The 12370-nt window shown below is 63.0% G+C and carries 10 protein-coding genes and 3 tRNA genes; 2 read left to right on the top strand and 11 right to left on the bottom strand.

Annotated features, from left to right (window positions below; all coding sequences use genetic code 11):
- Positions 1–223: 223 nt before the first annotated feature.
- Positions 224–556 carry a hypothetical protein gene (locus AC5P8C_RS11040; protein ID WP_019659009.1) on the top strand — a complete coding sequence of 111 codons (333 nt, stop codon included), beginning with the start codon at positions 224–226 and terminating at the stop codon, positions 554–556.
- Positions 557–652: 96 nt separating this feature from the next.
- Here the strand turns inward: AC5P8C_RS11040 and AC5P8C_RS11035 are convergent.
- From AC5P8C_RS11035 to uvrB, 3 genes are all read right to left on the bottom strand, one after another.
- A tRNA-Val gene (locus tag AC5P8C_RS11035) sits at positions 653–727 on the bottom strand.
- A gap of 98 nt (positions 728–825) precedes the next feature.
- Positions 826–900: transfer RNA gene (locus AC5P8C_RS11030), tRNA-Val, on the bottom strand.
- Positions 901–1007: 107 nt separating this feature from the next.
- Entirely contained in the window at positions 1008–3032 is a 2025-nt protein-coding gene (gene uvrB, locus AC5P8C_RS11025) for an excinuclease ABC subunit UvrB (protein WP_019659010.1), read from the bottom strand.
- A gap of 171 nt (positions 3033–3203) precedes the next feature.
- On the opposite strand from uvrB, the gene AC5P8C_RS11020 reads away from it, so the two are divergent.
- Positions 3204–3698, top strand: a complete 495-nt coding sequence (locus tag AC5P8C_RS11020; RefSeq protein WP_495218752.1) for a GspH/FimT family pseudopilin — start codon at positions 3204–3206, stop codon at positions 3696–3698.
- A 48-nt stretch (positions 3699–3746) separates the two neighbouring features.
- Here the strand turns inward: AC5P8C_RS11020 and AC5P8C_RS11015 are convergent.
- From AC5P8C_RS11015 to ppnN, 8 genes are all read right to left on the bottom strand, one after another.
- Positions 3747–3823 (bottom strand) — tRNA-Asn (locus tag AC5P8C_RS11015).
- A gap of 79 nt (positions 3824–3902) precedes the next feature.
- Positions 3903–4325, bottom strand: a complete 423-nt coding sequence (locus AC5P8C_RS11010; protein WP_495218751.1) for a type IV pilin protein — start codon at positions 4323–4325, stop codon at positions 3903–3905.
- 38 nt (positions 4326–4363) lie between these two features.
- Positions 4364–8113 carry a pilus assembly protein gene (locus tag AC5P8C_RS11005; RefSeq protein ID WP_495218750.1) on the bottom strand — a complete coding sequence of 1250 codons (3750 nt, stop codon included), beginning with the start codon at positions 8111–8113 and terminating at the stop codon, positions 4364–4366.
- 11 nt (positions 8114–8124) lie between these two features.
- Positions 8125–8643, bottom strand: a complete 519-nt coding sequence (locus AC5P8C_RS11000; RefSeq protein WP_495218749.1) for a PilX N-terminal domain-containing pilus assembly protein — start codon at positions 8641–8643, stop codon at positions 8125–8127.
- Between the two features lie 2 nt (positions 8644–8645).
- Positions 8646–9806, bottom strand: coding sequence for a PilW family protein (locus AC5P8C_RS10995; RefSeq protein WP_233653026.1), 1161 nt, complete (start codon positions 9804–9806; stop codon positions 8646–8648).
- 2 nt (positions 9807–9808) lie between these two features.
- Entirely contained in the window at positions 9809–10282 is a 474-nt protein-coding gene (gene pilV, locus AC5P8C_RS10990) for a type IV pilus modification protein PilV (RefSeq protein WP_021203586.1), read from the bottom strand.
- Entirely contained in the window at positions 10279–10794 is a 516-nt protein-coding gene (locus tag AC5P8C_RS10985; protein ID WP_021203585.1) for a GspH/FimT family pseudopilin, read from the bottom strand. The genes pilV and AC5P8C_RS10985 overlap by 4 nt, the downstream gene beginning before the upstream one ends.
- Before the next feature lie 161 nt (positions 10795–10955).
- Positions 10956–12344 carry a nucleotide 5'-monophosphate nucleosidase PpnN gene (ppnN, locus tag AC5P8C_RS10980; RefSeq protein WP_019659018.1) on the bottom strand — a complete coding sequence of 463 codons (1389 nt, stop codon included), beginning with the start codon at positions 12342–12344 and terminating at the stop codon, positions 10956–10958.
- Positions 12345–12370: the final 26 nt, after the last annotated feature.

Raw genomic sequence — 12370 nt, 5'->3', positions numbered from 1 at the left:
AGCTGCGGGTCGCCAGCGCTGACCCAGCGCAGCGGTGTTGATCGGCGCCCACCCGCATTGGGCATCGCGCCGGGCCGTCTCTTGGGGCGGCCCGGCACTTCCGGCCCCGGATTCATCCTTCCCCGGGCGCCTTGGCGCGCGCTTTACCGGCTTTCGTCGCATACCGGTTTCACACCGCAGGGGGCAGTGCCACGCTGGACTCCCTTCTCCGGAGCACCGTGCCATGCCGATGCTTGCCCTGCTGCTGTTGTGCGCTGGCCTGTTCGGCCGCGATACCGACGCCGGGGATGCTTCCCTGCGCAGCCAGATCCTGCAGGCCGAGGCTGGGCAGGCAGGAGCATCCCCAATGCCGGATGAGAAAGCAGACCCGGCCACCCTTCAGCTTTACCGGCTGCGCCAGGATCGCGTGCTGCGCGTGGGCAACCAGCCCCTGCGGGCGGACACCCCGCAGCAGCGCACCGGCTCGGCACGCGTTGCGCAGGTCTGGGAATGCGTGGACGGGCATTGGCGGCTGCAGCGCATGATCAGCATCGACGAATGGGTGGCCCAACGCTGACCGCTGGCTGCAGCCCACTGGCGCAAACGAAAAAAGCCGGCCCGGGGCCGGCTTTCATTCTGATCCACCGTTGCACCGGCAGTGCCGGGAGCCAGGTGGTGGGCGGTACAGGGTTCGAACCTGTGACCCCTACCATGTCAAGGTAGTGCTCTACCGCTGAGCTAACCGCCCATCTTGTTCTTGCCGCCCGAAAGCTGGCCTTGCTACGTAAAAACCCGGCGCCAGGGCCGGGCTTTGCATTTCACGACAGCCCTCTTCCGAGGACTTCGTGGTGGGCGGTACAGGGTTCGAACCTGTGACCCCTACCATGTCAAGGTAGTGCTCTACCGCTGAGCTAACCGCCCGTTTTTGCTTCTGAACGTTCGCGATTGCGTCGGTGCAGGCCGCGTATATTACGTATGCCCGCCGTGAAGTGCAATACTTTCGTGAAGAAGATGCTGCACTGCCGCGTTCAGCCCAGACTCGCCTCCTTCAGCTGCCTGATCTGGTCGCGCACGCGGGCCGCGTCCTCGAATTCGAGGTCCTTCGCATGCTGGTACATCTGCTGTTCCAGCGCCTTGAGACGGGACGCCAGCTGGGCCGGGCTGAGCGAGCCATAGTCGCCCCCGTCCTCGGCCACGCCAGGCCTGCCCTTGCCCTTGCCCTTCTTCGCTTCCTTCTCTGCCGCATCCGAACGCGCGCCTTCCAGCACGTCGACGATCGGGCGCGCCACCGAGCGCGGCACGATGCCATGTTCCTCGTTGTACTCGACCTGTTTGGCACGACGGCGGTCGGTCTCATCGATCGCGGCCTGCATCGAACGGGTGATCTTGTCCGCATACAGGATCGCCTTGCCACGCACGTTGCGCGCGGCACGGCCGATGGTCTGGATCAGCGAACCGGTGGAACGCAGGAAGCCCTCCTTGTCGGCATCAAGGATCGCCACCAGCGATACCTCGGGCATGTCCAGGCCTTCGCGCAGCAGGTTGATGCCGACCAGCACGTCGAACTTGCCCAGCCGCAGGTCGCGGATGATCTCCACGCGCTCGACCGTGTCCACGTCCGAGTGCAGGTAGCGCACGCGGATACCATGTTCGGTGAGGTATTCCGTGAGATTCTCGGCCATGCGCTTGGTCAGCGTGGTGACCAGCACGCGGTCGCCCGCCTTGATGCGCGCGTTGGCCTCGCTCATCAGGTCGTCGACCTGGGTACCGACCGGGCGGATCTCCACCACCGGGTCGATCAGGCCGGTCGGGCGCACCACCAGTTCGGTGATCTCGTCACCGGCTTCACGCAGTTCATAGGGCCCGGGCGTGGCCGACACGTAGATGCTGCGCGGGCAGCGCTCCTCCCACTCCTCGAAGCGCAGCGGGCGGTTGTCCAGCGCCGACGGCAGGCGGAAACCGAATTCGACCAGGGTCTCCTTGCGCGAGCGGTCGCCCTTGAACATGGCGCCGATCTGCGGAATGGTCACGTGCGATTCGTCGATCACCAGCAGTGCATCCGGCGGCAGGTAATCGAACAGGGTCGGCGGCGGCTCGCCGGCATTCTTGCCGGTCAGATGCCGGGAGTAGTTCTCGATGCCGTTGCAGTAGCCAACCTCGGCCATCATTTCCAGGTCAAACTGGGTGCGCTGGGCCAGGCGCTGCGCCTCCACCAGCTTGTTCTGCGCGTACAGCTGCTCCAGCCGCTCCTTCAGCTCCACCTTGATCGTCTCGATCGCTGCCAGCACGCGCTCGCGCGTGGTCGCGTAGTGTGTCTTCGGATAAACAGTGAAACGCTGCATGTTGCGCAGCGTCTCGCCGGTCAGCGGGTCGAACAGTGTGATCTTCTCGACCTCGCCATCGAAAAGTTCCAGGCGCAGCGCCTCGCTGTCCGACTCGGCCGGGAACACGTCGATCACTTCGCCACGCACGCGGAACGTACCGCGCTGCAGCTCGTACTCGTTGCGCGTGTACTGCAGCTGGGTGAGGTGATTGATCAGGTCGCGCTGGTCGATGCGCTCGCCCTTGGACAGTATCAGGCGCAGCGACAGATAGTCCTCGGGTGCACCCAGGCCATAGATCGCCGACACCGTGGCCACCACGATCGCATCCGGGCGCGACAGCAGGGTCTTGGTTGCCGCCAGCCGCATCTGCTCGATGTGCTCGTTGATCGAACTGTCCTTTTCGATGAAGGTGTCCGACGACGGCACGTAGGCTTCCGGCTGGTAGTAATCGTAGTAGCTGACGAAGTACTCCACCGCGTTGTGCGGGAAGAATGCCTTGAACTCACCGTACAGCTGCGCCGCCAGCGTCTTGTTCGGCGCCATGATCAGCGTCGGCTTCTGCACGTTCTGGATGACGTTGGCGATGGTGTAGGTCTTGCCCGAACCGGTGACGCCCAGCAGGGTCTGCTTGGCGATGCCCGCTTCGAAGTTGCTGGTCAGCTTTGCGATGGCATCAGGCTGGTCGCCTGCCGGCGAATACGGCGAGACGAGTTCAAAACGGTCGCTCATGGTGTTGCCAGTTCCCGGGAAGAGTGAGTATACGGGGCAAGCGGTGACGGCCAGCTGAGGGGTTTCCGGGCAGGCGGGCGCGGCAGTGCCTGATGGCGCCGGCGACGCTGGACGAGGGAGGCTGGACTCATGCGCCACTGCCCAATCCCCAGCCCTACGGCGCCGCGAGGCATGCACCTGGTCGAACTGATGGCGGTGGTGGCCGTGTCGGCCGTGCTGCTGGCCGCCGGATGGCCCACCCTGCATTCGATGCTGTTGCGGCAGCGTGCGGACGCCACCCGTATCAACCTGCAGTCCGGACTCGCTGCTGCGCGCTACCAGGCGATCATGCGCCGAAACTTGATCGGCATCTGCGCAAGTACCGATGGCCACCACTGCGGCGACGACTGGAGCCAGGGGTGGGTCATCTACAGGACGAGCGGCCGGCGCGAACCACCCTCTTCTGCCGACGCTATTCTGATGCACCAGGCAGGCTTTCCGAACATCAAGATCCGGGGAACCACCAGCAGTGGCCGGCCGCAGCTTTACTTCCAACCGGATGGCCGCAGCCCTGGAGCCAATCTGACGCTGCGCATCTGCGCGGACGGCCGTGAGCACTCCCGGATAATCGTCAGCAACAGCGGGCGCGTCCGATCAACACGGACCAGGACCGATCGACCCTGCTAACAACAAAAAAGGCCTGCGGATGACCGCAAGCCTTTGATGCGTATAACCTGGCGCCCGAAGTTGGACTCGAACCAACGACCCCCTGATTAACAGTCAAGTGCTCTAACCGGCTGAGCTATTCGGGCGGGGAGGCGCATTGTAATCACCTCGATCAGAGAGTGCAACACTCCTGCCCACGACGCCCGCCGGCGCACTTTTCCTGCATCACCAGCATTCGGACAGCGTGCCCTTGGATGTCTTCACATTGGCCTGGTTGAGGGACAGGTCACCACACTTGTCTTCGGCCTGAGCATTGGCAGCCGTCGCCGTAAACGTAAACGTCGATTGCGCGGTTTCCATGGACAAGGTGTAGGCCGCAGTGCCGCCCTCGCGTGGCGAGTTGATGGAATCAGCTCCGCCCGGGAAGGTGAAGCCCACATAGGTGTTGTTGATGGTGTGGTAGCGCTCGGCCAGCTGCGCATACTCCACCAGATCGGCCTTGGCCTGCGCACGCCGCGACTTTCGCACATGTTCGCTGTAGTTCGGGTACGCGATCGCAGCGAGGATCGCCACGACTGCCACCACGATCATCAGTTCAATGAGAGTGAATCCGCGGGCCAGGCGGCCAGGGGCGGACGTCGTGTGCATTGCAGCAACTCCATTGATCGACGAAGCACGGACACTACTCACTGGATCTGCCTCCACGACTGGCGACCACACGGGTAAGGCAAGTACATCGGTTTTGCACCTGCCACCGAAATCTGCATCAGGCAGGCCTCGCCCGGCGGCGTCGGTGGAGGAGTCCCTGGTTCACCCGGATCCGGCGGCGCAAGGCGAGGGACAACAGAGGTCGTGACATCCCTGACCGGTGCGTTGCCGCCCGTTTCCAGGGGTACACCGGCCGTACCTGCCCCCGGCGACGTGCCGTCCGGTGCACCGAAGCGCACCTGCGACATTGCCGCTTCGCCACTGCCGGCCTGCAGGCCAAACACCCAGTTCGCGCCATCCACCGAGCAGCCCTTGGCCTCGGACGGGATATAGGTGGGCATGAACACCACTCCGGAAACGATGCGCGGATTGCCGACCGCACGCTCCTTGTTGGACAGCGTTACGGTCCAGCCGCGGCTTAGCGCCGGAACAGTGCCCGGAAGCAGGGTGCGAACGCCATTCTCAAATTGCGCCGCGAACGGGCGCAGATTGGCCGACGTCAGCGTAGCACTGGGCTGCCCGGTTTCAACGTCATTGATGCCATACAGCGCCTGCACCGCAGCGTCGTTCTCATCGCCGTAGTACGAGAAGCTGCCGGTGCCGAAGATCAGCATCACGCCACCGGATGGGCCTGTGGTTACCGTCAAGCCGCCGGTGATGGGTTGGCGATAGGTTCGCTTGTCACTGCGATCGACATGGGTATCGGTGGTGAACAGCGGAACCGTCGGTGCCGCGTCGGCACGCAGGTCGAACTTCCAGACCGCTCCGCGCTTGTCAGCACCATAGACGGTATCAGCAAGACCATCGCGGACCCGTTCGTTCTGTCCAGCCCCACCCCAACGATCCACCACCACAATGTTGCCCAGCCCATTGCTGCCGGCAGGCAGATCCGTACCCGACTCGACCGCCTCGATCATGCGGATGGTCGGCGTATTGCCAGCCGCCATGTCGACCACGAACAACACGGCTTTTCCGCTCTTGCTTTCATAGCCATTGCCAAAGATCGCCCGGAAGCCCACCGAGCCGTCAGAGTTCTTCATCGGCACGATCACCGGCTTGCCCAGCACGTAGCCGATATTGTTCCTTACGTCCTCATCCAGCGAGGCATTGAGATCACTGATCTCCCACAGCAGCGAACCGGTGCCGCCGAAGCTGGCCGGATCAGACACATCCAGCGCGAACACGCTGCGCCCACCGGCACCCGCCGTGCCGACCAGCGAGGTCGTCCAGCTTCCGCCGCTGTAGGTATCACTGATCGTCACCGGGCCATCGACATAGTAGCGATGCTGGAAGCGCTGGACGTTCTGGTTGGTGGGATCGTTGGGCAGCAACAGATTGCCCATATGACCCAACGACGTGGATGGGATATAGGCAAACAGCTCCTTGCCACCATCGCTGTCCATCTCGCCATCCGCGCCCATGCCGCCATCAAAGGCGTGCAGCATCCCGTCGTTGGCAGCCGCGTAGACCATGTAGCGTCGGTCATTGCGCTTGGTGACCATATAGTCGGCATAACTGGTGCCCATCGCGCCTGGCAGGCGACGGAAACCGTAGTCATCCAGCGGCGAACTCAGGGCCGGCGTAGAGGTGATGATGTCCCCAAGCACTGTGGTACGGTCGCGCAGCTTGCCGCCGCTGCGCTTTTCGTTGGTTGTGTCTCCACGCAGATACGCCACGGCGGTCGCCGAATTCGTGGCGAGCCCTTCGAGTTCCGAGGCACTGCAGATCAGCATGCCCGGATACATCACACTCGACTTGTCGCACAGGTTGGCCAGGCTGACATTACTGCCGGTGAAATCAACCAGTTCACCGTTGCGCCAGAAGCGGATGCGGCGTGATGCGGCCGCTGGCATCTTCGCCGACGCTTCCCATGCCTCCTCCGAGACAATCCTGCGCGTTGATTCGTCCACCTTCAGCGAGTAGGCATGCAGCCTGCCGTACCAGTCGGTGCCGTTGTTGGTCGCCTCGTAGAACGGCTCCACCGACAGCGAGCCCACGCCGATACGAGCCCCCGTCAACGAACGCGAGCCGGACGGCGTGGCCCCCTGGGCAACATTGCTGATGATCCGGCGCATGGCAGCGGTGATTTCGCCCGGGCGCGTGGCGTTGACCATCTCGCCGCGGGTGTCATACACCGCGTTCCACAGCTCGTCGACCGCTTCCGGCTTGAGATCCTGCGTCGTGGTCGGGAAATTGGGCTTGACAACATACGGATCTGGGCTGAGCACCCAGGGCCTCTTCGGGTCCGGAAGGTACTTGACGCCGAACTCTTTGCCCTGAGTACCCAGCGTCACACCGTAGAAGTTCATGTGCAGTTTCTTGTTGCAGTCCAATGACGGGTCCGGACTGGAACTGCTGCACTCTGCAGGAACCGGCACAGAGCTGTTATCAAGGTCTTCAATCAGCGGGCCCTTGTAGTAGGGCGCCACCAGGTCCTTCATCAGAGTCTTGTTGCCGCTTTCATTGATATACCCATCAGTGAACAGCATGCCCGCATTCTTCTGGCAGGCCAATAGCACTGGCGCGCCGTCATCCGTGCGCTGGAACTGCTGGCCAAGGTAGTCTGCGGCAGAACGGTTCGGCGTGGTCCCACTGGCTCGCATTCTGCTCATGATGTCGTAAAGCAACTTCGACTTTTCGGTCTCGTCGGTCATGTTGTGCATCTTGACCTGCTCACGATCATTGATTCGGAACCAGCCCACACGCAGGTTCGTAGTGCCATGCAGCGCATTGGTGGCCGCACCGATCAACGCTTCGCGACGGGTCCGATACAGGCTGAACCAGTTGGCGAAGTTCTGCATCGCCTTGTTGTACTTGGCCTGGTCCTTGTTGAAGTTATCCAGTTTGATCTCATACCTGTAGAGCGTACCCGGACGCCCGCCAACGGGGTTGGTCACCGCCACCGGGGATGCGGTATAGCCGTAATCGGCCGGCAGCGAGGCCGGGTTTTCCAGGTAGAACGTGGCTGGATAGAACACCATTGCGGCACTGCAGCTTCTGCTCAGCGTCACCTTCTGATTCAGCACAGCGAAGCCGTCCTTCACACTGCTGTTCCGGCTGGTAATATCGCTGCATCGATTGTTTTCAATCCTCGTATCTTTCGGCAGTTCCATACCGCTATAGAACTGAAAACGCCAGTTTGCGGCTTTTCCGCTCACAACAATGGACGTCATTGTCGAATTGGCAGCGAGATTAAGGATGCCGGTCTTCTTGCCGTCTGGCGTACCCGGTCGCGGATCCAGGGGCGCTGCGGCCGGATCAATCGGATCACTTGGGAAATTGGCAGCCGAACCCGTAAGCCCGGTTTTCCAGGAATCATAGGTCTCGCGAGGATCAAAGTAGGAGCCGTTGACATCCGGAGATCGCACAAAGCCATAGGCATCCAATGGCGGAACTGCCAGATTTGAATCTCGGCCGTAGCTGGGGAAAACATAGTGATACATGTTCCCGGAATCGACATAGCCGTACGCCACATTGCCACTGTAGAAGCTCGTCCCGCTCCAGCGATAGACACCGTCGCGGGTATTGTTCAGCACCTCCCACAGCATCGAGCCGGAATCATCCAGCGCCATCAGGAATGCCGGTGCCGTCTGCACCTGGATGTTCAGCGGCGCCTGCGCCAGCGTACCCTGGCCCTGGGCCGCCATCAGGGTATAGATGAAGTAGCCCCCACCCAGCGCCAGTGCGGCGCCACCTGCGGCCATGAAGCGGAATTTGCGCGAAGCCATGGCCTGCGTCCTCAGAGTTTGAATACGGTATCGATGACCACTGCGGACGAGCTGGCATCCACATCGTCAGTGGCAAATCCGGTGATCTGGTAGATCGGTGTGATGTCTTCCAGTGGCCGCCCCATCTCCAGTGCCGATTCACCAATGACGCAACTGTCGATCTGCCTTACGTTGACGGCAGGGCGAGTATCGTCGCGGCGCTCCACGGCCCAATCGGCCGGGTCAAATCCGTCATCGCAGACCCGCGACACATCGCTGGCCTGTACCAGGCTCTCGTCGCCGACATCCTGGCGATTGGCGATCTGTTCCACCGTGCGCTCGGCTGCACGCACCACACCTTCTGAATTCTGGAACGCCCGGTTGGCGGCTCGGTAGTTGGCTGCCATCTTCTCCTGCATGCCCGCCACCTGCATGCCAGCGATACCCAGCAATGCCAGCAGGATGAGCATGATCAACGCGACATACAACACCGCACCGCGTTGCTGGCGGGGGGCGGTGATGGGTCTGAATGAACGCTGGAAATGGGGCATGATCAGTTTCCGAACAAGCGATTGCGCAGGGCAATCGACACTTCATAACTGGACCGGTAGCGACCGTCGGGCTTGTCACTGTTGGTGAACTCAACGCCGAGCACCGATAGCGCATTGGCCGATTGGGCCGAGGACGACGGCGATGGGCTGCGCGCCAGCAATCCGACCTGCACCTGCCCCACGCGCAACCACTGTGCAGCACCCTCGGCATTGGCATCCGTGCTGACCCCGCCGGCTGCGTCGAGCTGGGTGATGTTGCCGGCCGGCGGAGTGCTGATACTGATGTTGGCAGTGTTGTCCAGGCCGTACATCAGCTGCAGGCTTTCGATGCCTTCCACCAACTCTTCATTGATCGTGTATTCCCCATCGCTGTCGGCACGCGCTCGCCGCAGGCCAGGCTGTTTCGTCTCCGGATTGATACCCACGTAATAGACCATCGACTCGGCGCGATAGAGCATCGTCTGCCCGGTTGGCTGGGCCACGTAGCGCGACAGGTCCAGAGAGGTCGCAGTCACCCGCGCAGCGCTCAACGTGCCTGCGAACACATCGGCATGCCCACAGTCAGCGATGCCGAACAGAGTGGGCGTGCTGATGCCATCGCTGGTCAGGCGCGCGACGTGGTCACTATCCACGTCCAGGAGTGCATCGCCGCCATTGGAAGAGATCGCCGTGACCGGCGCCCCCATCGGGGCGAAGAACCGGAGCAGCAGCACATCGCTGCCGCCGGCCGGTGCCGGGCTCAATCCGGCGATCGCGGCCGGCAGGCCCTGGGGCGCCGACCAGTCCGCGCCCAGCGCCAGACTGCCACCGGGAGCCGTGTCGGGAGCGTCGAAGCCCTGGATGGAAACACTGAAATCCAACGGACTGCCATCACCGGAGGTCGCACCGAGATGCGATACCGGGTCTCCCTGATTCTTCACTACATGGGCCTGGTCGTTGACGCAGCCCATGTGCCCGGCCATCCGGATGTCCCGCTCCAGGAAGTCCAACGCGAATCGTGCATTTTCCTGGACGCGGGAGGCCCCCTCAGACAGGCGCGAAGCCGTCTGTGAGGCAATGAACACCTGGACCACGCCCAGCATCAACACCAAGCTGATCACCAGCGCAACCATCAGTTCGACCAGCGATAGACCAGCCATGGAGGTACGATGTTTCATGGTCATGCTCACAGTTCCGTCGCCAGCGCGAAGGTAGTGGCCTTGTCCGGATCATCCGGATCCCAGCGCTGGTCGCCCCAGGTGATCGCGACGTTCACCACGCCCCCCTTGTAGGTCACCTCGGCACCGGCATCGTCACCCAGCGCCTTTACAACCTGGCATTGCCAACGTTCAATTTTTGCAGCAATAGCGACGTCGCCGGTATCGGCCGTGCACGCCTTCTCTGCGGTTTTGCTGCCTGCCTCAAACGACGCGGCGGTGTACCACGCCGCTTGATAGCGGTTGCTGCGCATCTGCTCGGTCAGGTCGTAGGCGAGATTGGTTGCCTGGGTACGATAGTTGGCGCTCTGTACGAAGCGGACGTTCATGGTCTGCAGCAGGGCGAATCCCAGCAGGCCGAATGCCAGAACGATAATTGCAACCAGCACTTCCAGCAGAGTGAAGCCGCCCGCTTGGCGTGCGCGGATGGAACGCGGGTTCATGAGCAGGTTTCCTTGCTGCTGCGGATCTGCCCAGAGGCATTTACCGTAAGAGTACGTTTGTCCAGTGCGCCCTTGCTGCACACATCCGGCTCCAGCTGGATCGACTGATCGCTGGCGGCCCTGCGGCGCCCCCGCCCATCGAAGGCGATCTCTTCCGACGGCCCACTCAGCTGCAGCTTGGGGCTGCCGCTGACGAACCGCAGTACGGTTTCCTCGGAGGACATCGTGCCATCACCATCGGTGTCAGTGAAGGCCAGCATGCCGGCAGACCAGTTACCGTCACAGCTCGCGCCGTCGCTGCTGCCACACACGCCACCGCCGCGGTTGCTGCGAATTGCCTCGCTCCGCGCCAGGCTGAGCAGGCCCAGGACTTCATTGTTTGCCGACGCAACCCGATTGGAGCGGAGAGTGCCTTGGAAACTCGGAAAGGCGATCGCGGCCACGATCGCCAGCACGGCAACCGTGACCATCAACTCAACCAGCGTGAAGCCGTTTTGCCGGCGCAAAGACATTGGACGCTCCCCAGCGTGTTGGTGGCCACGATGGGCCATCGCCCCGCCACCGGCAAGCGGCGGCAGGATGAACGGTCAATCCGGGGCGACGGGCGTCAAAGGCTTGACGACCCGTCCTCCCCTGCCAGTGCCGGCGCGATCCCCATCACGCCGGCCCGGGTTCAGGCCAGCACCTGGTAGCAGGGCTGGTACTCGCCGGAGATCTTCATCCGGCGCTGTTCGACGAAAGCGCGCAGCAGCGCATCCAGCGCCTGCATCATGTCCGGGTCGCCGTGAATCTGGAACGGCCCGAACTGCTCGATGCGGCGCATGCCGTCTTCCTTCACGTTGCCGGCGACGATGCCCGAGAACGCGCGGCGCAGGTCGGCCGCCAGCGCGTGCGGGGCACGCCCGTGGTGCAGGTCCAACGCCGCCATCGCTTCGTGGGTGGGTACGAACGGCTGCTGGTACTCCCACGGAATCTCGATCGACCAGTTGAAGAAGAACGAGTCCTTCTGCGCCAGGCGGTGCTCGCGCACGCGCTTGATGCCAGTGGCCATCTTCTTCGCAACCGCCACCGGGTCGCCGATGATGATCTCGTAGCGCTCGGCAGCCGCATCGCCCAGGGTCAGGCGGATGAAGCGATCAATCTGCTCGAAGTACGGTGCCGCTACCGTCGGGCCGGTCAGGATCAGCGGGAACGGCAGGTCCTTGTTCTCCTCGCGCAGCAGGATGCCGAGCAGGTACAGGATCTCTTCGGCGGTGCCGACGCCACCGGCGAACACGATGATGCCGTGCCCGATGCGGACGAAGGCCTCAAGGCGCTTCTCGATGTCCGGCATGATCACCAGGTGGTTGACGATCGGGTTCGGCGACTCGGCGGCGATGATGCCCGGCTCGGTCAGGCCGATGTAACGCGTCACGGTACGGCGCTGCTTGGCGTGGGCGATGGTGGCACCCTTCATCGGGCCCTTCATCGCACCCGGGCCGCAGCCGGTGCAGATGTCCAGGCCGCGCAGGCCCAGTTCATAGCCCACCTGCTTGGTGTACAGGTATTCGTCGCGCGAGATCGAGTGTCCGCCCCAGCACACCACCAGGTTCGGATCACCCGGATTGAGGATGCGCGCGTTGCGCAGCAGGCCGAACACCGCGTTGGTGATGCCCTCGGATGACTCCAGCTCGGCCGCGTAGGCCGGGCCCATTTCGATGGCCATGTAGGCCAGGTCGCGCACGACGGCGAACAGCAGTTCGGCGACGCCGCGGATGATCTCGCCGTCGACGAAGGCCATCGCCGGCGCGTTGACCAGATCGATGCGCACGCCACGATCCTGCTGCGCCACCTGGATGTCGAAATCAGGGTAGAGATCGCGCGCGGCGCGCGGATCGTCCGAGGCGCTGCCGCTGGTCAGCACGGCCAGCGCGCAGCGGCGCAGCAGCTCATGCATGCCGCCGGCGGAGGCATCGCGCAGGCGGGCCACCTCGGCCCGCGACAGCACATCCAGCCCACCGCGCGGGTAGATCCGGGCATCCTGCACCGGCAGTGCACGGGCCGATTTTTCGTTCGTGGTCATATCCAATTTTTCGCTTCCTTCAAGGT

Source organism: Stenotrophomonas sp. YJH_SMC_46 (assembly GCF_059370315.1).
This window is presented reverse-complemented; position numbering and strand designations above follow the sequence as displayed.

Bases quoted from the DNA above. Each gene is read 5' to 3' on its own strand.
- AC5P8C_RS11000 (WP_495218749.1), bottom strand. From the start codon at position 8,643: ATGCCCCATTTCCAGCGTTCATTCAGACCCATCACCGCCCCCCGCCAG.
- AC5P8C_RS10995 (WP_233653026.1), bottom strand. From the start codon at position 9,806: ATGACCATGAAACATCGTACCTCCATGGCTGGTCTATCGCTGGTCGAA.
- uvrB (WP_019659010.1), bottom strand. From the start codon at position 3,032: ATGAGCGACCGTTTTGAACTCGTCTCGCCGTATTCGCCGGCAGGCGAC.
- AC5P8C_RS11040 (WP_019659009.1), top strand. From the start codon at position 224: ATGCCGATGCTTGCCCTGCTGCTGTTGTGCGCTGGCCTGTTCGGCCGC.
- AC5P8C_RS11020 (WP_495218752.1), top strand. From the start codon at position 3,204: ATGCACCTGGTCGAACTGATGGCGGTGGTGGCCGTGTCGGCCGTGCTG.
- ppnN (WP_019659018.1), bottom strand. From the start codon at position 12,344: ATGACCACGAACGAAAAATCGGCCCGTGCACTGCCGGTGCAGGATGCC.
- AC5P8C_RS10985 (WP_021203585.1), bottom strand. From the start codon at position 10,794: ATGTCTTTGCGCCGGCAAAACGGCTTCACGCTGGTTGAGTTGATGGTC.
- AC5P8C_RS11010 (WP_495218751.1), bottom strand. From the start codon at position 4,325: ATGCACACGACGTCCGCCCCTGGCCGCCTGGCCCGCGGATTCACTCTC.
- pilV (WP_021203586.1), bottom strand. From the start codon at position 10,282: ATGAACCCGCGTTCCATCCGCGCACGCCAAGCGGGCGGCTTCACTCTG.
- AC5P8C_RS11005 (WP_495218750.1), bottom strand. From the start codon at position 8,113: ATGGCTTCGCGCAAATTCCGCTTCATGGCCGCAGGTGGCGCCGCACTG.